At 60.0% G+C, this 24,042-nt stretch carries 22 protein-coding genes; 13 read left to right on the top strand and 9 right to left on the bottom strand.

Going from position 1 to position 24,042, the window contains the following annotated elements; translation table 11 throughout:
- The first annotated feature begins 4 nt into the window (after window positions 1–4).
- From ACXAIC_RS18435 to ccoS, 3 genes are read left to right on the top strand one after another with little or no spacing between them, the layout of a single operon-like run.
- Window positions 5–517, top strand: coding sequence for a FixH family protein (locus ACXAIC_RS18435; RefSeq protein WP_475183550.1), 513 nt, complete (start codon window positions 5–7; stop codon window positions 515–517).
- Between the two features lie 13 nt (window positions 518–530).
- Window positions 531–2,792, top strand: coding sequence for a heavy metal translocating P-type ATPase (locus tag ACXAIC_RS18430; protein WP_475183548.1), 2,262 nt, complete (start codon window positions 531–533; stop codon window positions 2,790–2,792).
- Window positions 2,792–2,950, top strand: coding sequence for a cbb3-type cytochrome oxidase assembly protein CcoS (gene ccoS, locus ACXAIC_RS18425; protein WP_475183546.1), 159 nt, complete (start codon window positions 2,792–2,794; stop codon window positions 2,948–2,950). Before ACXAIC_RS18430 ends, ccoS begins: the two co-directional genes overlap by 1 nt.
- A gap of 89 nt (window positions 2,951–3,039) precedes the next feature.
- On the opposite strand, the gene ACXAIC_RS18420 is transcribed toward ccoS, so the two are convergent.
- Window positions 3,040–3,204: a hypothetical protein gene (locus ACXAIC_RS18420; protein ID WP_475183545.1), complete on the bottom strand. Its 165-nt coding sequence runs from the start codon at window positions 3,202–3,204 to the stop codon at window positions 3,040–3,042.
- A gap of 268 nt (window positions 3,205–3,472) precedes the next feature.
- Here ACXAIC_RS18420 and ACXAIC_RS18415 point away from each other — a divergent pair, with 268 nt between their 5' ends.
- Window positions 3,473–4,003 carry a response regulator gene (locus ACXAIC_RS18415; RefSeq protein WP_475183543.1) on the top strand — a complete coding sequence of 177 codons (531 nt, stop codon included), beginning with the start codon at window positions 3,473–3,475 and terminating at the stop codon, window positions 4,001–4,003.
- 41 nt (window positions 4,004–4,044) lie between these two features.
- Here ACXAIC_RS18415 and ACXAIC_RS18410 read toward each other — a convergent pair whose 3' ends face one another.
- A complete protein-coding gene (locus ACXAIC_RS18410; RefSeq protein WP_475183541.1) occupies window positions 4,045–4,245 on the bottom strand; it encodes a hypothetical protein in 201 nt (66 codons plus the stop codon).
- Between the two features lie 203 nt (window positions 4,246–4,448).
- Here ACXAIC_RS18410 and aroQ point away from each other — a divergent pair, with 203 nt between their 5' ends.
- Window positions 4,449–4,895: a type II 3-dehydroquinate dehydratase gene (gene aroQ / locus ACXAIC_RS18405; protein WP_475183539.1), complete on the top strand. Its 447-nt coding sequence runs from the start codon at window positions 4,449–4,451 to the stop codon at window positions 4,893–4,895.
- A 46-nt stretch (window positions 4,896–4,941) separates the two neighbouring features.
- On the opposite strand, the gene ACXAIC_RS18400 is transcribed toward aroQ, so the two are convergent.
- The 7 genes from ACXAIC_RS18400 to urtA all read right to left on the bottom strand — a co-directional run bounded on the left by ACXAIC_RS18400 (window position 4,942) and on the right by urtA (window position 13,284).
- On the bottom strand, window positions 4,942–5,577 hold the full coding sequence (locus ACXAIC_RS18400; protein WP_475183537.1) for a sugar transferase: 636 nt from the start codon (window positions 5,575–5,577) through the stop codon (window positions 4,942–4,944).
- A gap of 378 nt (window positions 5,578–5,955) precedes the next feature.
- The gene (locus ACXAIC_RS18395; protein WP_475183535.1) at window positions 5,956–7,263 is read right to left on the bottom strand and encodes a UDP-glucose dehydrogenase family protein; all 1,308 of its coding nucleotides are present in this window, start codon (window positions 7,261–7,263) and stop codon (window positions 5,956–5,958) included.
- Between the two features lie 162 nt (window positions 7,264–7,425).
- Window positions 7,426–8,121 (bottom strand): urea ABC transporter ATP-binding subunit UrtE, encoded by a 696-nt coding sequence (gene urtE, locus ACXAIC_RS18390; protein ID WP_475183533.1) that lies wholly within the window; start codon window positions 8,119–8,121, stop codon window positions 7,426–7,428.
- 71 nt (window positions 8,122–8,192) lie between these two features.
- On the bottom strand, window positions 8,193–8,939 hold the full coding sequence (urtD, locus tag ACXAIC_RS18385) for an urea ABC transporter ATP-binding protein UrtD (protein WP_475183531.1): 747 nt from the start codon (window positions 8,937–8,939) through the stop codon (window positions 8,193–8,195).
- 3 nt (window positions 8,940–8,942) lie between these two features.
- Complete coding sequence (gene urtC, locus ACXAIC_RS18380; RefSeq protein WP_475183529.1) at window positions 8,943–10,202, bottom strand: urea ABC transporter permease subunit UrtC; 1,260 nt, start codon at window positions 10,200–10,202, stop codon at window positions 8,943–8,945.
- Entirely contained in the window at window positions 10,199–11,818 is a 1,620-nt protein-coding gene (urtB, locus tag ACXAIC_RS18375; RefSeq protein ID WP_475183527.1) for an urea ABC transporter permease subunit UrtB, read from the bottom strand. The genes urtC and urtB overlap by 4 nt, the downstream gene beginning before the upstream one ends.
- 182 nt (window positions 11,819–12,000) lie before the next feature.
- Window positions 12,001–13,284 (bottom strand): urea ABC transporter substrate-binding protein, encoded by a 1,284-nt coding sequence (gene urtA, locus ACXAIC_RS18370; protein WP_475183525.1) that lies wholly within the window; start codon window positions 13,282–13,284, stop codon window positions 12,001–12,003.
- Between the two features lie 391 nt (window positions 13,285–13,675).
- On the opposite strand from urtA, the gene ACXAIC_RS18365 reads away from it, so the two are divergent.
- The 8 genes from ACXAIC_RS18365 to ACXAIC_RS18330 all read left to right on the top strand — a co-directional run.
- Window positions 13,676–14,995: a hypothetical protein gene (locus ACXAIC_RS18365; protein WP_475183523.1), complete on the top strand. Its 1,320-nt coding sequence runs from the start codon at window positions 13,676–13,678 to the stop codon at window positions 14,993–14,995.
- Window positions 14,996–15,235: 240 nt separating this feature from the next.
- On the top strand, window positions 15,236–18,625 hold the full coding sequence (locus ACXAIC_RS18360) for a hybrid sensor histidine kinase/response regulator (protein ID WP_475183520.1): 3,390 nt from the start codon (window positions 15,236–15,238) through the stop codon (window positions 18,623–18,625).
- The gene (locus ACXAIC_RS18355) at window positions 18,615–19,529 is read left to right on the top strand and encodes a response regulator (protein WP_475183518.1); all 915 of its coding nucleotides are present in this window, start codon (window positions 18,615–18,617) and stop codon (window positions 19,527–19,529) included. The genes ACXAIC_RS18360 and ACXAIC_RS18355 overlap by 11 nt, the downstream gene beginning before the upstream one ends.
- Window positions 19,530–20,131: 602 nt before the next feature.
- Window positions 20,132–21,034, top strand: a complete 903-nt coding sequence (locus ACXAIC_RS18350; RefSeq protein ID WP_475183516.1) for a metal ABC transporter substrate-binding protein — start codon at window positions 20,132–20,134, stop codon at window positions 21,032–21,034.
- 108 nt (window positions 21,035–21,142) lie between these two features.
- Window positions 21,143–22,015 (top strand): manganese/iron ABC transporter ATP-binding protein, encoded by an 873-nt coding sequence (locus ACXAIC_RS18345; protein ID WP_475183710.1) that lies wholly within the window; start codon window positions 21,143–21,145, stop codon window positions 22,013–22,015.
- A 35-nt stretch (window positions 22,016–22,050) separates the two neighbouring features.
- Window positions 22,051–22,920, top strand: coding sequence for a metal ABC transporter permease (locus ACXAIC_RS18340; RefSeq protein ID WP_475183707.1), 870 nt, complete (start codon window positions 22,051–22,053; stop codon window positions 22,918–22,920).
- Window positions 22,920–23,774: a metal ABC transporter permease gene (locus ACXAIC_RS18335; RefSeq protein WP_475183513.1), complete on the top strand. Its 855-nt coding sequence runs from the start codon at window positions 22,920–22,922 to the stop codon at window positions 23,772–23,774. Before ACXAIC_RS18340 ends, ACXAIC_RS18335 begins: the two co-directional genes overlap by 1 nt.
- A 69-nt stretch (window positions 23,775–23,843) precedes the next feature.
- Window positions 23,844–24,042 (top strand): transposase (locus ACXAIC_RS18330; RefSeq protein WP_475183511.1); only part of this gene is annotated, 199 nt, incomplete at its 3' end.

Raw genomic sequence — 24,042 nt, 5'->3', positions numbered from 1 at the left:
CCGGATGACACTGGTTCAGACCCCCATGAAAGACCCCAAGCCCATAACGGGAAAAACCGTGCTGGCCTGGCTGTTAGGCTTCTTTGCCGTTGTCTTTGCTGCAAATGCGGTCTTCATCTATCTCGCGCTCGGGTCCTTCCCGGGCGTGGTGGTGGAAAGTTCCTATGAGGCGGGTCAGGCTTATAACCGGGAACTGGCGGCCGCAAAGGTCCAGGCAGGTCTGCACTGGCAGGTATCCAGCAGCGTCGAACGGACGGGAACAGGCGGTGCCCGCATTCTGGTTGAAGCGGCTGATGCTGCCGGAGTGCCGCTCTATGGGGTGGAGATCAGGGCCTATCTCAGGCATCCGGCCCACGCGCTTGCAGATGTGGACACGGTGCTAAAGGCCGATGGCGGCGGCCGCTATGTGGCGGACCTGAACGCCATTCCGGCCGGGAACTGGACGCTGATCCTGGAAATTGACCGGGATGGAGACCGCAAGTTCAAATCCGAAAACCGTATTTTCCTGAAGGACTGAAGCGACACACGCTGTGACGATACACCAAAGAGACTGGCAAGCCTTTGTCACCCCCGGACAGGAAGACGGCTCGGTTCATATGGATCTGGCCGTTGACGGGATCACCTGCGCTGCCTGTATGGGAGATATCGAGCGCGGCTTGAAACGCCTGCCCGGGATTCGCAAAGCCCGTGTCAATCTCACCAGCCAGCGGCTTGCGGTCGAGTGGGCGGAAGATCAGACGGGGGCTGATGCGATTGTCGGGGAACTGGCACGGCTCGGCTATACGGCCCATCCCTTCGACCCGGCCAGCCAGAAGGAACGCCAGGACAAGATGGGCAAACATCTGCTGCGCTGTCTGGCCGTGGCAGGGTTTGCGGGCATGAACATCATGCTCCTGTCCGTCTCGGTCTGGTCGGGCAATGCCACGGATATCACACCGGAAACCAGAGATTTCTTCCACTGGCTGTCGGCCCTGATCGCGCTGCCCACGGTCGCTTATGCGGGACGGCCTTTTGTAAAAAGCGCTTTTGGCGCACTGGCGGCCGGGCGGCTTAACATGGATGTGCCCATCGTGATCGGGGTGTTTCTGGCCGTTGCCCTCTCGGTGGTCCAGACGCTGCAGCATCAGCATCACGCCTATTTTGAATCGGCCGTCATGCTGCTGTTCTTCCTGCTGGTGGGCCGGTATCTCGACCACAATATGCGCGGGCGCACCCGATCCTTTGCAGAGAATATCGCGGCCCTCAAGGCGGAAGTCGCCGCCCGGATCGCGCCGGACGGGACCGTGCGTGAAGTGCCCCTGTCGAAGATCGTGTCCGGGGATCTGGTTCTGGTCTCAGGCGGAGACCGGGTCCCGGTTGACGGTACGGTGGAGACGGGCCAGTCGGAAATCGACCAGAGCCTTGTCACCGGAGAAAGTGTTCTGGTGCCTGTCACAGAAGGTCAAAGGGTTTATGCCGGCACCTTGAACGGGGCCGGGAGCCTGCAGGTGCGGGTCGAGGCGGCCTCGGGGGCGACCCTTCTGGATGAGGTCAACCGGCTTCTGGAAACCGCTTCCCAGGCGAAATCCGCCTATGTGCGCCTGGCAGACCGGGCGGCCCGTCTTTATGCCCCGCTGGTGCACGGGGCCGCCGCGCTCACCTTTCTGGGCTGGCTTGTGGCCGGTCTTTCCTGGCAGCCTGCCCTGGTGATTTCGATTTCCGTTTTGATCATCACCTGTCCATGTGCGTTGGGGCTTGCGGTTCCGGCGGTTCAGGTGGTTGTGTCCGGGCAGTTGTTCCGCAGGGGCGTGCTGCTCAATTCCGGCGATGCGATTGAACGGCTGGCTGAGGTTGACACGATCCTGTTTGACAAGACCGGCACTTTAACCCTTGCCGAGCCGGAGCTTTGCGGGCGGATCGATCCTGCGGATGACACGCTGGCGCTTGCCGGACGCCTGGCCCTTGCCAGCCGCCATCCGCTTTCTGCTGCGCTCGTCAAGGCGACCGGTGCGCTTGTGCCGCTGCCGGAGGTGGAGGAGATCGCGGGGGCCGGACTGGAGACAGTCTTCGCAGGAGTGTCCTTGCGGCTTGGCAGCCCGTCATTCTGCGGTGCCAGCCCTGGCAGCGTGGACAAGACCTTGAAAACCTTTCCCGATGCGTCCCTTCTGGCTGTGCGGCATGGGGAGCAGCCGGTTCGCTTGCTTGCCTTCCGTCAGCGCTTGCGGCCCGATGCGGGCACTGTTGCCAGCCTGCTGCGGGCACGCGGCTACCGGCTTGAGATTGTGTCGGGGGATACGGAACCCTCTGTGGCCGCGTGTGCAGCAGCGCTTCAGATCAGCACCTGGACGGCGGGCATGAAACCAGCGCAGAAAATTGCCCGGCTGGAGGCCTTGCAGGCGGAGGGAAGCAAGGTGCTGATGGTGGGTGACGGGCTGAATGACGCTCCGGCGCTTGCGGGCGCCCACGTGTCCCTGTCTCCGGTGTCTGCGGTGCATTTGAGCCAGGCGGCCGCAGATGCTGTCTTCCTCGGCGACCGGTTGCAGCCGGTGGCCGACGCACTGCGGCTCTCCAAAAAAGCGCGGGCGGCCATTGAACAGAACCTCTGGCTCTCGGCCCTGTACAATGTGGTGGCCGTTCCGGTGGCGGTTGCCGGGTTCGTGACACCGCTGATGGCAGCCGTTGCCATGTCCGCGTCTTCTCTGGCGGTGACTGCAAATGCCCTGAAACTAAGATGGGGCGATGGAAACAGGGCAGTATCCGTCGCCAGGGCCCCTGGCGCCGGACCGGACCTCAAGAAAGGCTTGGCAGACTGATGGATGTTCTGATTTTCCTCATCCCGATCGCGCTCCTTCTCGGCGCAATTGGCCTGCTGGCGTTCCTGTGGTCCCTCAAGACCGGTCAATATGACGATCTGGAAGGGGCCAAGTGGCGCATCCTGGAAGATGACGATTTGCCCGGCAATTCCCGCTAAAAAGGGGAAACTGAGGGCCGTTATTCAAAAAGGTCAATCGGGGAAAAGGCCAGAAAACTGGAAGAAGAGGATATTCCGGCTGGCCGGTCTCAGGCCAGGATGTTGGACAGGGCCATGGCGACGGCAAGAAGCACGAGCCCGACACCGGACAGAAGCAGCATGTTCTCCTGCAAGCCGCTGGTCCCGGGCACAGACGGTTCTTGCTCGCTTGGCTGCGGCGCCTTCTGTCTGCTGTGGTCCGTATCTGTGGTCATTGCGCTCGTGATCATTGCATTGATGCATCTTTTCGTTCGTGTGAGAGCTGAAGATGCCAGAACAGCTCTGAAAACCGCGTTAACCGATGGCACTCAAAAAGATTAATTCTTCGCAAGATTACCGGGATGTGAAGCCCGCTGAAGAAACACACATCTTCCTTCCGCCTGGCCGCTTGCCAACGCCTGTACCGCAGAGCGCGTTGGAGCGCTGCGTATAACCCATTCTTCAGATTTTTATGGGAAGACTTGCTGAACCAAGGAGGAATTGGTGAGCCTGGATCTTGCTTCTTTGACGTTTTTGCTGGTCGAAGACAGTGCCTATATGCGCACAATTCTGCGGACGATGCTGCAGGGGTTTGGTGCGCGCCGGATTGTGGAAGCCGAGGACGGAGCCTCAGGTCTGGAAGCGATGGACCGTGCCAATCCGGACATTCTGATCCTGGACTGGGTGATGCCCATTCTGGACGGAGCTGATATGGTGCGCATGATCCGCAGTCCGAACAATCCTTTCGCCTATATCCCGATCATCATGGTGACCGCGCATACGGAGCGCAGCCGCATTGTCGAGGCCCGGCGGCTCGGTGTGCATGAATTGCTGTCCAAGCCGATTTCCGCCAAATCGCTCTATCAAAGGGTGTCCAGCGTGATCCTGCAGCCGCGGGACTTCATCAAGACCGCGACCTATTTCGGTCCGGCACCGCGGGAAATCCGCAACCGTCAGAAAATTTGGCAAGGGGCTCCGGGGCAGCCTCAGGGCCAAGAGGACGGCCAGGGCGAAAACGTCACCGCTGTTGGTTGATCTCTTCGAAAAAGGGGCGTAAGCCGAATGCCTGCCCAGTCTCAGGCTGCTGAGGAAGCCCCCATCTGTGCTGCCTGTCTGGAGGCCGCATCAAGCGCGTCGGCGAACTGGGCCAGGACGTCGAGGTCAACAGTGTAATTGTCGAGAAGAAATTGAGACAGGACATCAATCGGAAGATGCTGATAGCCTTCAATTGCCGCCATCAGGGCTTCAGGTGTATCCAGCCGTTCGCGAAGCTTCATTTTTATCTTCCGCCGAATTGATCTCTTACCGACAATGAGACGACATGGTTAATACTGCGTAAAACCCCTCCGTGCAAGCGCCCGGCGCGCACTGTGGGAATGTGTGATCAATCGTCCACAGCCTTTTGTGGGAATGCCGTAAGAACTACTGGTAAAAGCCATGAATAAGTCGCAATTTCACAATGTTTTTCACGAGGAACTTCATGGCAAATTCCGTTTATATACTGAATGGTCCGAATCTTAACCTGCTAGGCCAGCGGCAGCCGGAGATCTACGGCCATCAAACTTTGGACGACGTTCGTCAGCTTTGTGAAGAGCAGGCCGGGGCAGCGGGAATGCAGCTTGTGTTCCGTCAGAGCAATGCGGAACATGACCTTGTGGACTGGATACAGGAAGCTCGGCAACAGGCGGGGGCGATCATCATCAACCCGGCGGCCTATTCCCATACGTCCGTGGCCATTCTGGATGCGCTTAATGCCTGCGACTGCCCGGTTGTGGAGGTGCATATCTCCAACATCCACAAACGCGAGGAGTTCCGGCACCATTCCTACGTGTCCCGGCGCGCCGACGCCGTGATCGCGGGCTGCGGCACCGAGGGCTATCTCCTGGCTTTGCAGTGGGCTGCAAAGCGGCTGGGCAGCAAGGATTAGAGTATGGTGCAGACTTAGCGCACGATACTCTAAACAAGGCTGATGTTCAGTAGCCGTTTCCGCGGAAGAATTCGCGCACGACCGTCTTCCAGAGGATCTGCAGATCCAGGAGGAAGGACTGCCTTTGCAGATATAGAAGATCATAGTCCAGCCGCATGCGGGCGGAGAGCGCATTGACTGTCTCACCCCGGAAACCGTTGACCTGAGCCAGACCGGTGATGCCGGGCCGGACTTTGTGCCGCTTCATGTAACGTGTGTCGAACTGCTCATAGGGCAGACCGGCTGCCAGCATTCCAGGTACATGCGGACGAGGCCCGACCAGGGACATGTCGCCTGTCAGCACATTCACCAGTTGCGGCAATTCGTCGAGATTGCTCCTGCGCAGAAATGACCCGGCCAGCGTGACACGGGGGTCGTTTGTGACGGTCTGGGTGACGCCGGAGCGGTCGCACATATCGACCCGCATGGAGCGGAATTTCAAAATTGTAAAAGGCACACCGTCTTTGCCGTAGCGCTGCTGGCGGAAAAGCACGGGCCCCTTGCTTGTTGCCTTTATGGCAAGGGCAATAAGGGCAAAGAGGGGGGCCAGAAGGACCAGTCCAGCGCCTGCGCCGCAGACATCGAAACAACGCTTTAAGAACGCTTTGGCACGGCCCGGAGCCGAATAGGTGCTGGGGGGCACATTGTCCTGTCCAAACAGGGGCGGATGCAGGGGAACCGGGGCAGACGCATCACGTGGCAGATGGCGCCTTGTGTCGTCGTATCTTACGGATTCATTTGCCAAATTCAGCAAGCCTCAAGCCTGTGCGCACGGTCCAAACGGGTCTGGAAGCAACTTAGAGGAATGTGCTTTTGCGCGCTATGAAATCATTAATAAGTGGTTAATTGAAAGCGTAAAATCCTTTTTGAATTGGCGTCTTGTTAGCACTGCAGTTCAGATGCCGCAACGGTGCTGGAGCGGTTTGTCTGGTAAAATTTTGTAAGAATAGAAAAAAACTGCCGGCGCCAGTGGCGCCGGCAGTTTTGAATGGCATCGCTCTTGGATGTCTTGGTTGTTTTCTTAGTAGCTGCGACCAACACTTGTGTAATCGAAGCCGCGGGTCTCCATGTAGTCCGGCTTATAGATGTTTCTGAGATCCACCACTTTCGGGGTCTTGACCAGCTTTTTGACCCGCTCCAGATCAAGGGCGCGGAACTGGTCCCATTCTGTCACGATGACAACCACATCGGCATTTTCAATCGCGTGGTAGGGGCCGTCGCAGAATAGGACGTCAGTCATCATTTTCCCGGCCTCTTCCATGCTGGCTGGGTCATAGGCGCGCACCGTTGCCCCGGCTGCCTGCAATTTTGCGACAATGTCAATGCTCGGCGCTTCGCGCATGTCATCCGTGTTCGGCTTGAAGGCGAGTCCAAGCAGCGCGATCGTCTTGCCGGCCACGTCTCCACCCATGAAGTCGATGACCTTGTCCGCCATCTTCTTCTTGCGCTCTGCATTCACCTCGATCACGGAATCCACGATCTTGAGGCTGGAATTGGCGTCGGCCGCGATCTTGGAAAGGGCCAGCGTGTCCTTCGGAAAGCAGGAGCCGCCATAGCCAGGACCCGCATGCAGGAATTTCGAGCCGATCCGGTTGTCCAAACCGATACCGCGGGAAACCTCCTGAACATTGGCTCCGACGCTTTCGCACAGATCCGCAATCTCGTTGATGAAGGTGATCTTGACCGCAAGAAACGCATTGGCGGCGTATTTGATGAGTTCCGATGTGCGACGGCGTGTCACGATGATCGGCGTCTCATTCAGATAGAGCGGGCGGTAAAGTTCGCGCATGACCTCGGCCGCCGCTTCATCATCCGTGCCAACCACAACCCGGTCCGGGCGTTTGAAATCGTTGATCGCAGCGCCTTCGCGCAGGAATTCCGGGTTGGACACAACCGCAAACTTGGCGTCTGGATTGGTCTTGCGGATGATCGCCTCCACCTCGTCACCGGTTCCGACCGGCACGGTCGATTTGGTCACAATCACCGTGAAGCCTTCGATCAGGCCTGCGATTTCTTCTGCGGCCGCGTAGACATAGGACAGGTCCGCATGGCCATCGCCCCGGCGGGTCGGGGTGCCGACCGCGATGAACACCGCATCGGCCTGGCGGATGGCCTCGCTCGGATCGGTCGTGAAATAGAGCCGCTCTTCGGATACGTTCTTGGCCACGAGATCCTGAAGACCGGGCTCATAGATCGGAATGCGCCCGTCGTTCAAAGCATCAATCTTGGAGGCGTCTTTATCAATACAGGTCACCACGTGACCGAAATCGGCAAAACATGTTCCGGAAACGAGACCGACATAGCCGGTCCCAATCATTGCAACGCGCATGGTAAAATTCCAGTTTCTGACGTTGACCCAAGGCCTGAAGCTCAAGCGCCCTGCGTGACAGCGGGCTGAGAGCTTAACAGCCCGTAGCACGACTTGAGAACCGATGGCTAGTCCCAAAGCCGTCGCAGTCAGGTGTGCTGCAGACCGGGCGGACCTGCGGCGCTAGACAGTCAGAAACCGCCGGACCTCGGTTTCCGACAGATCTGCGCCGGAGCCGGACAGAACGATTTCGCCCCGGTCCATGACGGCATAGTCATCGGCAAGGTCACGGGCAAACTCGAAATACTGCTCCACCAGCACAATCGCCATGGTGCCCTGGTCGCGCAGCCAGGTGATGGCCCGGCCGATATCCTTGATGATCGAAGGCTGAATGCCCTCTGTCGGCTCGTCCAGGACCAGCAGCCGGGGCCGGGTCACGAGCGCCCGGGCGATGGCAAGCTGCTGCTGCTGGCCCCCCGACAGGTCGCCGCCGCGTCGGCCAAGCATGTCTTTGAGCACCGGGAACAAGTCGAAAATCGTCTCGGGAATGAACCTGTCCTTGCGGCTGATCGGGGCATAGCCGGTTTCCAGATTTTCCTTCACCGAAAGTAGAGGGAAGATCTCCCGGCCCTGGGGAACCAGCGCAATGCCTTTGCGGGCCCGGGCATGGGCGGGCAGGTTGGAGATATCCTCACCCTCCCAAAGGATCCGGCCGCTGCTGATGCCATGCTGCCCGGCAACAGCGCGCAAGGTGGAGGTCTTGCCGACCCCGTTGCGGCCCATGAGACAGGTGACTTTGCCGGTTTCAGCGGTCAGCGAGATCCCTTTGAGCGCCTGGGCGGCGCCGTAGTGAAGATTGATGTTTTCGACTTCAAGCATTGTCTTGGACCTTCGGTCAAACGGGAAGCGGCCTGAAAGCCTCTCCTTGGTAAACAGGGACAGGACCTGCTCTAGCGGCCCAGATAGACTTCAACGACCCGCTCGTCGGCAGACACATGATCCAGCGAGCCTTCCGCCAGAACGGAACCTTCGTGCAACACGGTGACCTTCACGCCGAGCGAGCGCACAAAATCCATGTCGTGCTCCACGACAACAATCGAATGATCCTTGGCGATGTCCTTCAAAAGATCCGCCGTTTCCGCCGTTTCCGCATCAGTCATTCCGGCTGCCGGTTCGTCGACGAGAAGAAGCTTCGGATCTTGCGCCAGAAGCATTCCGATCTCCAGCCACTGTTTCTGCCCGTGGCTGAGATTGGCTGCCAGGTCATCCCGCTTTCCGGTCAGCCGGATCAGCTCCAGCAGGGCGTCGATCCTTTTTTTCTCAGCGCCGGTGATAACGTGAAACAAGGTGGCGAAAGGGCCGCGCGGGGCTTTCAGGGCCAGATCCAGATTGTCCCAGACCGTGTGGCTTTCAAACACGGTCGGCTTTTGAAACTTCCGGCCGATGCCGAGTTCGGCAATGGAGGCTTCATCTTCGCCGGTCAGATCGATGGTGCCGTTGAAAAAGACATCGCCTGTGTCCGGCCGGGTCTTGCCGGTGATCACATCCATCATCGTGGTCTTGCCGGCCCCGTTGGGGCCGATAATGGCGCGCATTTCACCCGGCACCACGGTCAGGGACAATTCGTTGAGCGCCTTGAAACCGTCAAAGGACACCGAGACCCCGTCCAGGTAAAGCAGGCTGCTGGTGCGTGTCATGATCTACTCCGCTGGCTGAGGCTGCGGGCCACCGGCAGGCTTTGCCGGTGCGTCGGGGAGGGCGCCGGACACAGCCGGGTCCTTTGGCGTCAAAGGGGCAGGGTCCGCCTTGACCGGTGGCGCCGGAGGCGTGCTGCTGTCTTCTCCCGAGCCGGTCCTGGAAGAGCGGTTGCGCCTGGACGACCAGAGAGAGCCCAGGGTGCCGACAATGCCCTTGGGCAGGAACAGGGTGACGACCACAAAGAGACCGCCCAGAGCGAACAGCCAGATATCGGGCAGGGCGGCGGTGAACCATGTCTTGGCAAAATTCACCAGAACGGCCCCAAGCACGGCACCCACAAGGGTCCCCCGGCCGCCAACCGCGACCCAGATCACCACTTCGATCGAATTGGCGGGGGCAAATTCCCCCGGATTGATGATGCCGACCTGCGGCACATAAAGCGCGCCGGCGATCCCTGCCATCATGGCAGAGAGGGTCCAGACAAACAGCTTGTAGTGCTCCACCCGGTAGCCCAGGAACCGGGTTCTGCTTTCCGCATCGCGCACGGCAACCAGGACCTTGCCCAGCTTGGAGCGGGTGATGGCCCGGCAGATCACGAAACATGCCATCAAGGCCACCCCGGAGGCGGCGAACAGACCGGCCCGCGTCGTGTCGGCCTGAATACCGAAGCCTAAAATGTCCTTGAAATCGGTCAGGCCATTGTTACCGCCAAAGCCCATGTCATTGCGGAAAAAGGCCAGCAGCAACGCATAGGTCAGTGCCTGGGTGATGATGGACAGGTAGACACCGGTCACGCGGGAGCGGAAGGCAAACCAGCCGAATATGAACGCCAGCAGGCCGGGCACCAGCAGCACCATCAGCGCCGCAAACCAGAACATGTCGAATCCGTACCAGTACCAGGGCAGCTCCTGCCAGTTCAGGAACACCATGAAATCGGGCAGGACCGGATCCCCATAGACCCCACGGGTGCCGATCTGGCGCATCAGATACATGCCCATGGCATAGCCGCCGAGGGCGAAAAACGCCGCGTGGCCCAGCGAAAGAATACCGCAATAACCCCAGACCAGATCAACCGCGAGGGCGAGCAGGGCATAGGTCAGATATTTGCCCATCAAGGTGACTGCATAGGTGGGCACATGGAAAGGGGAGCCTTCCGGCACCAGCAGATTGCCGGCCGGCACCAGAATGATCACGGCGGCCATGATGGCCAGAAACAGACTGGCCCGGGCATCCATGGCACGGAAGAGAAAGGAGGACATCATGCTTCGACTGCCCGGCCCTTGAGGGCGAACAGGCCCCTTGGACGCTTCTGGATAAACAGGATGATGAAGACGAGCACAAAGATCTTGCCGAGAACCGCCCCGGCATAAGGCTCAAGGAACTTATTGACGACGCCGAGGGTGAGTGCGCCGACCAGAGTGCCCCACAGATTGCCGACACCACCAAAAACGACCACCATGAAGCTGTCGATGATGTAGCCTTGGCCCAGATTGGGCGACACATTGTCGATCTGGGAAAGGGCAACCCCTGCAATTCCGGCAATACCGGAGCCGAGGCCGAAGGTGAGGGCGTCAATCCAGGGCGTGCGGATGCCCATGGAGGCAGCCATGCGCCGGTTCTGGGTCACGGCCCGTGTGTAAAGGCCGAAGGGGGTTCTCTTCAGAACCAGCATCAAACCGGCAAAAACCAGCAGGGCAAAGACAACAATCCACATCCGGTTATAGGTGATGGTCATCTGGCCAAGTTCGAAGGCTCCGGACATCCACTCCGGATTGCCGACTTCCCGGTTGGTGGGGCCAAACAGCGAGCGCACGGCCTGCTGCAGGATCAGCGAGATGCCCCACGTGGCCAGAAGTGTTTCCAGCGGGCGGCCGTAAAGCCAGCGGATCACGCCTCGTTCAATGGCAATGCCGATGCTGCCCGAGACCAGAAAGGCGAGCGGCAGGGCGATGAACAGGGAATAGTCGAACAGGTCAGGGGCGGAGGTGCGGATCAGCTCCTGAACCACAAAGGTCACATATGCCCCGATCATCACCATTTCCCCGTGGGCCATGTTGATCACGCCCATGACGCCGAAGGTAATCGCAAGGCCAATGGCGGCCAACAGCAGCACGGAGCCGAGGGAAATGCCGTACCAGACATTTTGCGCCGCATCCCAGGCGGCGATGGATTTTTCAATGTCTGCCGCCGCCTTCTGGGCTGCGTCTTTGACCGGCCCCTCCGCAGACTGATGCACGGAAAGCAGCAGGGACAGGGCGTCGCGGTTGCCCATTTCGGCCAAAGTGCTGATCGCGTCAAGTTTCTGCGAGGCCTCCAGTTTGGAGGAGAGCACGGCTGCGGCCCGGGCCTGTTCCATGGCCTGGCGCACCTTCGGGTCGGTTTCGGCGGCGAGCGCCGTATCAAGGGCGTCGATGCTCTCGGGATTGCTGGACTTGAAGATGGCTTTTGCCGCCGACAGGCGCACGGCCGGGTCCGCGGCCATGAGCGTCAGCGAGCCAAGCGCGCTGCGGATCACCCGGCGCAGCTTGTTGTTGACCTTGATCTTCTTGACCTCGCGCCGGCCCGCATCGCCCGCCGCTTCCAGGGTCAGGGGATCTGTCAGCGTGAACCGCTTGCCGGCTTTCTTCGCAATGAAGACATCGCCGTCCGACTTGCGGACATAAAGGTCTCCGGCGCCGAGAGCTTCCAGGGCCGGGGCAACGGCCGGGTCTCCAGTGGCGGCCAGCGCGCCGATCTGCTGTTCGGTTTCGGCATATTTGCCCTTGGCCAGCTCGTTGATCAGGGGCCTAAGGGCCTCAGGAGCGCTCTGGGCATGGACGGCCCCGGTGCACAGGACAGCCAGCAGCAGTGAGGCTAAAAAGGATTTCAAGAAGGACATCGGTCCACCAGCGTTGGAATTCAGGTGCCCTCAGTCTTGGGAACGGGCCTTTGACGGCCCCCGGGCTGAGGCGGCTGGTTGTCTGATGGGGGCTTCCCGGACCGGGTTGAAAGGGGCCGGGAAGACCAAACCGGATCAGGACGGGCTCAGACAAGCCCGCCCCGTCAGTGGCGGTTCGGGCCTTAGGAGCCGGATCCGCCGCACTTGCCGGTGGCCGTGTTGAAGTTGCCGCAGGACAGTGGCGCCCGCCAATCGGAGATCAGGTCCTTGGAACCGTCCAGATAGTCGGACCAGGCATCGCCAACTACGAGGCCGGAGGTCTCCCATACGGTTTCGAACTGGCCATCATCCTGAATCTCGCCGATCAGGACCGGCTTGGTGATGTGATGGTTCGGCATCATGGCGGAGTAACCGCCGGTCAGATTGGGAACCGAGACGCCGACAATAGCGTCGATCACCGCATCCGCATCGGTGGTGCCTGCCTTTTCGACCGCTTTCACCCACATGTTGAAGCCAATGAAATGAGCTTCCATCGGGTCGTTGGTCACGCGCTCGTCACTGCCGATATAGGCGTGCCAGGCGTCGATGAACTCGGCATTGATGTCGGTGTCGGCGGACTGGAAGTAGTTCCAGGCAGCCAGATGGCCGACGAGAGGTCCGGTGTCGAGACCGGCCAGTTCCTCTTCCCCGACGGAGAAGGCGACAACCGGAATGTCTTCCGCCTTGATGCCCGCATTGGCCAGTTCCTTGTAGAAGGGAACGTTGGCGTCGCCGTTGATGGTGGAGACCACGGCGGTTTTCTTGCCTGCGGAACCGAATGTCTTGATGTCGGACACGATCGTCTGCCAGTCGGAATGACCGAACGGCGTGTAGTTGATCATGATGTCTTCTTCAGCCACACCCTTGGACTTCAGATAGGCCTCCAGGATCTTGTTGGTCGTACGCGGATAGACATAGTCGGTACCGGCCAGAACCCAGCGCTCAACACCTTCTTCATTCATCAGGTAGTCGACGGCCGGAATGGCCTGCTGGTTCGGAGCAGCGCCTGTGTAGAAGACGTTGCGCTGGGATTCTTCGCCCTCATACTGGACCGGGTAGAACAGCAGCGAGTTCAGCTCTTCAAAGACCGGCAGAACGGACTTGCGCGACACGGACGTCCAGCAGCCGAACACAGCATCCACATCGTTCACTTCGATCAGCTCACGGGCCTTTTCGGCAAACAGCGGCCAGTCGGAGGCCGGGTCGACCACAACGGCTTCCAGCTTTTTGCCCAGAAGGCCGCCTTTTTTGTTCTGCTCTTCAATGAGCATCAGCATGGCGTCTTTCAGCGTGGTTTCCGAAATGGCCATGGTGCCGGACAGCGAATGCAGAATGCCGACCTTGATGGTCTCTTCAGCGGAGGCGCCACCAATCATGGTGGAGGTCATCAGGCCTGCCAAAGCAAATTTCGTGAGAGTTTTTTTCATGCCTTTTCCCCTTTTCAAAAGGCACCGGTTCCCGGCCGGTGCTGGGCGGCTGGAAGGTCTGCCGCCGTCGGGGAAGGATCGTGCGCCGGATCGGCCGCACTGCAACATACGTCAATTGACGTAATTGAGGTGCGTAAAACAGCGATTTCCTTAAAATGGCAATGTGATGGAATTAAATTTAAAGTTGAAAACAGTCATTGTGCCATGTAGTTTCTTGTCTGGATCCCACTGAAAATAACGGCCGTCATATCCAGAGAGGCTCCTGCTCCGGCGGGACGTCGCGGTCCTGCGTGTCCGGACAGGGGCAGAGGAGAGAGAGATGACTATTGGAACGTCGACCGGGCGCGTCAGTTTGTTGTGCCTGGGGTGGCTTATTGTGACTTTGGGTTGGATGTTAGAAGCGAAATCGCAATCGCTCTACGGGGACCCGCTGCCGTCAACCTTGATCAATGGCGATGCCTATCCCACCCCTGAAACAACGATTAACGGCTGGATCAATTTTGGCGGGCCGCCGGATATGAGCGCGATTGCCTCCCATGGCTGGGGGCTTTGGGCCGCCCTGACCACACCAACATCAACCCCCGTGCCGGGCTTTGAAGGCGGCCGGATCTACAACACCTGGCTGAGCCCGGAACAGGTCCGCGATCTTCCATCTGCAGCGCTGACAGCGTCGGCGGATGGGGCCAAGTCTTCACTGACCCTGACAGCACCTGCCCAATTCGCCCGCATTCCGCAACAGGCCATGGCGCTCATGGCTGAAGCCGGCAGTTCTCCGGTCCTGAACATTACTGAGAGCGTGGCCTATAGCCCGGCTGCTGCCCAGCATGCCCATTCCGCGCAGCTCTTGAAGACAAGCACGCTCTCCGGACTTCAAAAGCCCGGCCAGATCGCCAAAATCCCGGATTTTCCGTTTGATGCCATGGCGGTGAAACCGGTTTTTGCACCGATCACACAAGCCTCGCTGGAAAACGGCCTGTTCAAGATGGCTGCCTGGCCCGGAACGCCATCGCCGCCGGAAGCGTTTCCGTCCAACAAATGGGGGCAGTGTGTCTATGTGGACCCTTCCAACAATGGCAGCGGCAATGGTTCTGTGGATCCGACCTGCTCCAACCCGACGCCCGTAACCACATATAATCTCAGTGATTTCATTACCTTGACCGTCACCGATGCCAAGCAGATCGGCCTGGCGACCGGGTCCGGGGATCTGCAGCCGGGGGATTTCATGATCCTTGTTGGCATGCATGTCTCCACGCGGGAGATCACCCAGTGGACCTGGCAGTCCTTCTGGTGGACGCCAAATCCGGAGGCGCCCCACAGCCCAAGTGACGCGGTGATTGCGGCAGCGCGCCCTAGCGGCCTTGAAGCGCCTGCCAATCACTATGCCATGACAACGGCCTATATGATGGTTCTGCCAGCGCAGCCAGTGGAAGGGGGCGAAAATGTCGGCGAGCCACTGGCCGCCTATAATCCGCATCTCGAAGCGCCCTTTCCTCCAAGCGTCTTTTCCATCAAAAGGCCGATCAACGGAACGCAGATCACCGAATATGGTGTGCAGAGCAACTGCATGACCTGTCACGCCATGGCCAATTACGGCGGCAGCAGCACAAAGCTCGGCTATGGCGCCGATTTTTACATCGGGCGCGATGACCCGGCCTTTATCGATTCCGTGCAGACGGATTTTCTCTGGTCGATCCCGGACACAGCCAACTAGAAACGGCGCTGCCCGGCAGGTTTCAGGGTTTGACCCAGCGGTTTGCTTTTGCCCTGGCTGGCGGTTTTTGAAGACGCGCCAGCCAGGGGAGTTTACTGTTTCCCCCGCGCGGAGATCTGTCCGGCACGAATTGTGCTTTGGATAAAGTCTTGGCTGAAATCGGGCCTGTGATGACAAGACGCGCCAGAGCGCGCGATTAAGAATTGGGCATATGATGATTTGTTGGGCGGGGGCGCCCGTATGACCGCCCGTCAGCGCATTCTGCCGGTCCGGCGGCAATACAACAAATGGGTCAACAACCAGACCCTGGAAGACTATGCCCTGCGCTTTACCGCCAAGGGGGCGCGCCGGTTCTCCTCACGGGCCATTTCCCAGACCGCCATCGGCGCGATTTCCTTTCTGGCGCTGGAGGCCATAGGCGGCGCGATTACCCTGTCGCACGGCACGGCCAATGCTTTTGTGGCAATCCTGGTGGGCAGTCTGGTGCTGCTGGTCGTCGGTTTGCCCATCAGCCGCTATGCCATGCGTTATGGGGTGGATATCGACCTTCTGACGCGCGGGGCCGGGTTCGGCTATATCGGCTCCACGGTCACCTCGCTGATCTATGCCAGTTTCACCTTCATCCTCTTTGCCATTGAAGCCTCGATCATGTCGAGCGCGCTGGAATTCGCCTTCGGCCTGCCGCTCTGGCTCGGCTACATCATCAGCGCGGCGGCCGTTATTCCCCTTGTGACCCATGGGATCACCTGGATCAGCCGGTTTCAGCTGGCCACTCAGCCGTTCTGGATCATTCTCAACATTCTGCCCTTCGTGTTCATCGCCTTCACCGACTGGCAATCGGTCGGCACCTGGCTGGCCTTCTCCGGCATTGATCCGCAGACCCTTGCGCCCCGCGAAGATGCGGGCGGCTGGGAGAGTGTCAACCTGATCAGTTTCGGGGCGGCGACGGCGGTTATTCTCGCGCTGATGGCCCAGATCGGCGAGCAGGTCGACTTCCTGCGCTTTTTGCCCGCCGACGACTTCAAGCGCCGGCGGCACCGCCTTGCCCTGTTTCTGGCGGGGCCCGGCTGGGTGGTGCTGGGGGCGCCCAAGATGATCGCAGGCTCGTTTCTGGCGGTTCTGGTGTTGTCCCACGGGGTGCCTGTCGGCCATGCGGACGAGCCTTCGCGCATGTATGCGGTCGCCTTCGGCTACATGATCCCCAACGAGACCTTGGTGCTGCTGCTGATGGCTGCTTTTGTGGTGGTAGCCCAGCTCAAGATCAACGTGATGAACGCTTATGCGGGCTCGCTTGCCTGGTCGAATTTCTTCTCCCGCCTGACCCATTCCCATCCCGGCCGGGTGGTCTGGCTGGTCTTCAATGTGGGCATTGCGCTTCTCCTCATGGAACTGGGGATCTATCGGCTCCTTGAAGAGACGCTGGGAATTTTCTCCATCATAGCCATGGCCTGGCTGTCGGCGATTTCCGCCGATCTGTTCATCAACAAGCCGCTCGGCCGGTCGCCACCGGGGATCGAATTCAAACGGGCCCATCTTTACGACATCAACCCGGTTGGCACGGGCGCCATGCTGCTGGCCGCCGGGCTGGCACTTGCGGCCCATTTCGGCCAGTTCGGTGATCTTGCCGCCGCTTTGGCAACCTTTCTGGCCATGGCGGTGGCCTTTGTGGCGGCGCCGCTGATCGCACTGGCGACCAAGGGCCGGTTCTATCTGGCCCGCAAGCCCCGCGCCGGTTGGCAGACGCGGGAGCACATTGCCTGCTCGATTTGTGAAAACCCGTTTGAGCCGGAAGACATGGCCTATTGCCCGGCCTATCAGGCGCCGATCTGCTCGCTCTGCTGCTCGCTGGATGCGCGGTGTCATGATGCCTGCAAGCCCAAGGCCCGGGCGGCCCACCAGGTGGGCACTGTCGCTGCGCTGGTGCTGCCGGGCCGCGTTCTGGCCCAGCTCGGCACCCGTCTGGGACGCTATGCGCTGGCCTCGATCTTTTCCGTAACCGGTCTCGGGCTGGTGCTCTTCACGATCTATTCCCAGGCCGAAAGCCGGTTGGGGGACCCGACGGGTCTCATGGCCCAGACCGTGACCCTGATCTTCTTTGTCTTTGCGATTGTGGCCGGGATCGCCTGCTGGTTTTTGGTGCTGGCCCATGACACGCGGCGGGTCGCGGAAGAAGAATCCGCGCGTCAGAATGCGCTGTTGCAAAAGGAAATCGATGCGCACCGGGCCACAGATGCGGCTCTGCAAAAGGCCAAGGAGGACGCCGAAGCAGCCAATCTGGCCAAAAGCCGCTATGTGGTTGGCCTCAGTCACGAACTCAGGACACCGCTCAATGCTGTGCTCGGCTATGCCCAGGTGCTGGAGCGGGATGAAACGGTGCCGGAACAGCGGCGGCCTGCGGTCAGCACCATCCGTCGAAGCGCCGAGCACCTGTCAGGCCTGATCGACGGCCTTCTGGACATTTCCCGGATCGAGGCCGGGCGCCTGCAGATCTACTCCAACGAAATCAATATTCACGAGTTCCTGGATCAGATCGTCGATATGTTCAAGATGCAGGCGAGCGCGAAGGGGCTTGGGTTTGACTTTGAAAGAGCGCCCAATCTGCCTGTTTTTGTGCGCACGGACGAAAAGCGCCTGCGCCAGATTCTGGTCAACCTCCTGTCCAATGCCATCAAGTTCACCGAGACGGGTGGCGTGCGTTTCAAGGTCACTTACCGCTCCCAGGTGGCCAGCTTCACCGTTGCCGATACCGGACCGGGCATTACGCTGGACGAGCAGGCCAAGGTGTTCGAGCCGTTCGGGCGCAGCAAGGCGGCGGGAAGCTCGAAAGTGCCGGGGCTTGGATTGGGTCTGACCATCACCAAATTGCTGACCGAAACCATGGGCGGGGCGATTGCGCTGGCCAGTGAGCCGGGCAAGGGGGCCTCCTTCGAGGTACGGCTGATGCTGGCCGCGGTCGACCGGCCGGTTGACCCCGTGCGGCTGGAGCGTCAGGTCCGGGGCTATCTGGGCGCGCGCAGATCGGTTGCCGTGGTCGATGACAATCCCGATCACAGGGCGCTGGTCCGCGATGTGCTCAAACCCCTCGGCTTCACCGTCTGGGAAGCGGAAAACGGGGCTGCCTGCCTTGCCAGCCTGTCGGACATTGCGCCCGATCTCTACCTGATCGACATCCTGATGCCCGGTATGAATGGCTGGGCGCTGGCGGCAACCTTGAGGTCAAAAGACGTCAGCGCACCGATTGTCATGCTGTCGGCCAATATTGGCGATGCGGCCCTGCGTCCGGAAGGTCCGGCCCATCACGATGCAACCCTGGCGAAGCCCTTTGATGTGGGGCGCCTGCTGGACCTTCTGCAAAAGCACATGGGGCTGACCTGGACCGAAACCCCGCTGGACGAGGGGGGCGGCCAACAGGCAACGGGCCGGTTGCATTCGCCTGGCGCAAAACATGTTGCCGATCTGATGTCCCTGGCAGACATTGGCTATGTGGAGGGGATTGAAGCCAAATTGCAGGAACTGGCGGGAACGCCGAAAAACAAGCCGCTTGTGGAGGCGCTGAACCGCCATCTCCACCGGTTTGACTTCGATGCCTACAGGGATGTCTTGAGCAAATTGGAAACCCATGACGGATGAACGCCGCGATACGGTTCTGGTGGTGGATGACAGCCCGCAAACGCTGGGCTTTGTCACCGAAGCCCTGAAAAAGACCGGGATTGCCGTTCTGGTGGCCACCAGCGGCGAGGCGGCGCTGAAAGTGTGTGACCGGGTCACGCCGGACACGATTTTAATGGATGCGGTCATGCCGGGGCTCGACGGGTTCGAGACCTGCCGGACACTCAAGCAAAACCCGATGTTGCAGCATGTGCCGGTGATTTTCATGACAGGGCTGTCGGAAACCGAACACATCATCAAGGCTCTGGAATCGGGTGGGGTCGATTTCCTGACCAAACCGATTGACGTTGACGAGCTGCAGGCCCGCATCAAGGTGCATTTGAAAAATGCCCGGTCTGTGCAAAGCGCCCATGTGGCCCTGGATGCGTCCGGCCGCCATCTTGTCGCTGTCAGCTCGAAGGGCACGGTGCTCTGGTCAACGCCGCAGATTCAGTCGCTGCTTGCGCGGGCTGGGGATGTGGACACGGTTTTAAGCCAGCTTGGCCGCGCCTTGGGGGACTGGCTTCAGGGCGCCGATGCGCAGGCGGGCAGCCGCCGCCCGTTCATGCTGCCCTTGCCGAATGACCTGTCCGTGCAGCTGCATCCTCTGGGTGGGGTCGGGCCGGATGAAAACCTTTTCCGCGTGACCGCCGAAGACGAGGCTGGCCAGATCGGGGCGCTGCAGGCGCGGTTTGACCTGACACAGCGTGAGGCCGAAGTGCTGATCTGGATCGCCAAGGGCAAGTCCAACAAGGATATCGGTGAGATCCTTGGCCTGTCGCCGCGCACGGTCAACAAGCATCTGGAACAAATCTTCGTCAAACTGGGCGTTGAAAACCGGGCCTCTGCTGCGGTGCGGGCGGCGGAAGTCATCTACGCTTTTTAAGACTGTGTCGTGGTCACGCCGCAGGCAAAGCGCTTTGCCTGCAGCACTGAAATCTCTGATGTCAGGCAGCGGGCGGCACATCCGGCGAAACGCCTTGGTCTCACGGGCGCTGCCGTATGCGGAAAGCGCAGGATCAGAAAAACGCAGTGTCTTCGTTTTCGGGTTGCTTATAGCGGAGCGCCGGGCTTTGAAAAACGCGGGCCCGCCGCCCTCTGGCCGTCTGATACCAACCTCAATAGATAGAAACCCATCTGATGGCGCTGGTCCGGATTGGCCGGCAAGGCGCGTTGCGCAGGACGGCCTTTTTGGCCGTTCAAGCGGCGCAACGCAGTCCGGCGGGCCGGAGCAGGCCACCGAGGCCGTGTTTGGGGACTGTTCAGCTGCGTCCCAGGTTTTGAACGATAAACCATATCGCCCTGCAACCTGCTCCTTACCGAACAGTCCCCAAACACGGTCAGATCGGTTCCTAGCTATCGAGGTTGGTATGAGCCTCAAACGTGGAGCGGCTGAAGCTGCGAACCGTTCGCAACAAGCTTGACAGTTGCAAATGATTTGCAATATCAATTGCAGAAATCGCGTAACCCCCCTCTCAGGAGTTTGGAATGGTCAAGAAATTGGTTCTGGCGGCTGCGCTGGCGGCCATGCTGTCCTCTATTACGGGCGCTGCACAGGCCGCGGACAAGATGAAGGTGGTGACAACCTTCACTGTGATTGCGGATATGGCGAAGAATGTTGCCGGGAATGCAGCCGACGTGGTGTCCATTACCAAGCCGGGCGCGGAAATTCATGGCTACCAGCCCACACCGCAGGATATCGTCCGGGCATCTGATGCGGATCTGATCCTGTGGAACGGGCTGAATCTGGAGCGCTGGTTCAAGCAGTTCGTCGCCCAGATCGGTGACGTGCCGTCTGTCACCGTGAGTGATGGTATCAAACCGATTGCCATCAACTCCGGCGCCTATAAGGGCAAACCCAATCCCCATGCCTGGATGGGGCTCGAAAATGCCCAGATCTATGTCGACAACATCGTGACGGCGTTTTCCAGGCAGGACCCGGCCAATGCGGCGGTCTACAAGAAAAACGGCGAGGCCTATAAGGCAAAGCTGCGCGCGGCCATCGGCCCCTTGCGAAAGAGCGTGGCCGCAATCCCCGAAGGGCAGCGCTGGCTGGTCACCTGCGAAGGCGCGTTCAGCTATCTGGCCCGGGACTTCGATATGAAGGAGCTCTATCTGTGGCCGATCAATGCGGATCACATGGGCACTCCCCAGCAGGTGCGCAAGGTGATTGACGGGGTGAAAGAGCATCATATCCCGGTGGTATTTTGCGAAAGCACGGTAAACACGGCGCCAGCCAAGCAGGTCGCCCGGGAGACCGGTGCGAAGTATGGCGGGGAGCTTTATGTGGATTCTCTGAGCAAGCCCGGCGGCAAGGTGCCGACCTATCTGGACCTTCTGAAGGTGACCGCCGGAACTGTCGCCAACGGACTGAAATCGGCCGCGCATTGAGGCCTGTGCACGGCCTCGTGGCTCTGCGCTGCGAGGCCGCAATTGTGATGTCATGAATTGTGCTCTTTAATGGGAACCCCCGTGCTGCAAATTCTCAAGGACCCGGAAATGGATGTGACCGCGCCAGCGGAGACCGGCGGCCTCTCCGCCGAAGATGTGACCGTGACCTACCGGAACGGCCACACGGCCCTGTGGAATGCCAGTTTCGCCATACCGCGCGGCACGGTCACGGCGCTGGTCGGGGTCAACGGGGCAGGCAAATCCACCTTGTTCAAGGCCATCATGGGTTTCGTTCCGGCGGCCAGCGGGCGGATACGCATTCTGGATCTGCCGGTAGAAGACGCTTTAAGGCGCAATCTGGTGGCCTATGTGCCCCAGTCCGAAGAAGTCGATTGGTCTTTTCCGGTGCTGGTGGAAGACGTGGTCATGATGGGCCGCTATGGCCATATGGGCTTTTTCCGCCGGCCCCGGCAGGAAGACCGGGAGGCGGTCGATCAGGCGCTTCTAAGGGTCAACATGCAGGACTTCCGGCACCGCCAGATCGGCGAATTGTCCGGCGGCCAGCGCAAGCGGGTGTTTTTGGCGCGGGCTCTGGCCCAGGACGGCCAGGTGATCCTGCTGGATGAGCCCTTTACCGGCGTGGATGTGAAAACGGAAGACCAGATCGTCGCGCTTTTGAAAGAGCTGCGCGACGAGGGCCGGGTGATGCTGGTCTCAACCCACAATCTCGGATCGGTTCCCGAATTCTGCGACCGTACGGTTCTGGTCAAAGGCACGGTGCTGGCCTATGGCGCAACGGCGGCGATCTTTACCCGGGCCAATCTGGAACAGGCCTTTGGCGGTGTGCTGCGCCACTTCACCATCTCCGACGAGACCCTGCATACGGATGGCGATCCGCGCAAGGTCACCATCCTGACCGATGACGAGCGGCCTTTCGTGCAATATGGCGATGAGGTTCAAACAACGGAGGGCGGCCGGTGATCGATCTCCTCACGGAACCTTTCGGCTATGCCTACATGCTCAATGCCATGTGGGTGTCGGCACTGGTGGGCGGGGTCTGCGCGTTTCTGTCCGCCTATCTGATGCTGAAGGGCTGGTCGCTGATCGGCGATGCCCTGTCCCATTCCGTGGTGCCGGGGGTCGCGGGAGCCTATATTCTCGGCCTGCCGTTTTCGCTCGGCGCTTTTCTGGCGGGCGGGATGGCGGCGGCCGCCATGCTGTTCCTGTCCGAACGCTCCGGCCTCAAGGTGGACGTGATCATCGGGCTGATCTTCACCGCTTTTTTCGGGCTTGGGCTGTTCATCGTGTCGGTCAATCCGGTCTCCGTGTCCATTCAGACCATCACCATGGGCAATATTCTGGCGATCACGCCGGAGGACACGCTTCAGCTTGCCATTATCGGGTTTGTGTCCCTGGCGGTGCTGCTGGCCAAGTGGAAGGACCTGATGGTGACCTTCTTCGATGAAAGCCACGCGCGCACCATCGGCCTGAAGCCGGGGCTGCTGAAGGCGGTTTTTTTCGTGCTTCTGTCCGCCTGCGTGGTGGCGGCCATGCAGACGGTCGGCGCCTTTCTGGTGATTGCCATGGTGGTCACGCCGGGGGCGACCGCCTATCTGTTGTGCGACCGGTTTCCCCGGCTGATTGCCCTGTCGGTGGCTATCGGGACCCTTACCAGTTTTTCCGGCGCCTATATCAGCTATTTTCTGGACGGGGCGACCGGCGGCATCATTGTCGTATTGCAAACCCTGGTCTTCCTGGCCACCTTTTTGCTGGCACCCAAACATGGGCTGCTGGCGGCTCGCCGCAAGGCGGCGGACGCGCTCAGGAAGGGACCTCAGCCGGCCGCTGCCGTGACTGACGCGGCCGCGCGCGGGGAGGGGGCTTGATGGATCTCGACACGCTCTTGCTGCCCTTCCGGTTTCCCTTCATGCAGAACGCTTTCCTGATCTGCATCATCGTCTCCATTCCCACAGCGCTGCTGTCCTGTTTTCTGGTGGTCAAGGGTTGGGCCCTGATGGGAGATGCGGTCAGTCATGCCATCCTGCCCGGCATCGTGATTGCCTATATTCTCGGAATACCGCTCCTGATCGGGGCCTTTGCCGCCGGGATGGTCTGTGCGCTGGCCACCGGCTATCTGTCCGGCAACAGCCGGGTGAAGCAGGACACGGTCATGGGCGTCGTCTTTTCCGGCATGTTCGGGCTGGGCATCGTGCTCTACGTGTCCATCGAATCCAGCGTGCATCTGGATCACATCCTGTTTGGCAACATGCTGGGGGTCGGGATACAGGATCTTTTGACGGCTGGTGTCATTGCCATACTGGTTGGCGGTGCGCTGGTCCTGAAATGGAAGGATCTGGTCCTGCACAGTTTTGATGCGGCCCAGGCGCGGGCCTCGGGCCTGCCTGTCAATCTGCTCCATTATGGGCTTCTGGCGGCCCTGTCGCTGACCATCGTGGCGACCCTGTCCGCTGCCGGGCTGATCCTGGCCGTCGGCCTGCTGATCTCGCCCGGCGCGATTGCCTTCCTGCTGGTACGGACCTTCCGCACGATGCTCTGGGTGTCCGTTCTGGTATGCATGTCCGCCATGCTGGCAGGCACCTATGCCTCGTTCTTTCTGGACAGCGCCACCGCCCCGACGATTATCCTGATCTTGACGGCCATCTTTGTGGCGGCCTTCGCGCGTCGCCAGATCCTGACGCGCCGCGACTCCCAGCAGCAGATCCAGCTGGAGAGGACCTAGAGTCTGTGGACATATAGGATTCACAGATCGTGTTTTTTGTGATTCAAGCTTCCTTTTGAGGAGGCTCCCATGCGCAGCGAACGTTTTGTCATCACGGATAGGAGCTGGGCGGTCATAGAACCGTTGCTTCCCGGTAGCATCCGGGATCGAGGCCGGACAGCAAGGGACAACCGACTATTTCTTGAAGCGGTGCTGTGGAAGGTTCGCGTTGGCGGTCCCTGGCGAGATCTCCCATCAGGATTTGGCGAATGGAACAGTGTGTTTCGGC

Source organism: Roseibium sp. AWQ4_254, assembly GCF_056161025.1.
This window is presented reverse-complemented; position numbering and strand designations above follow the sequence as displayed.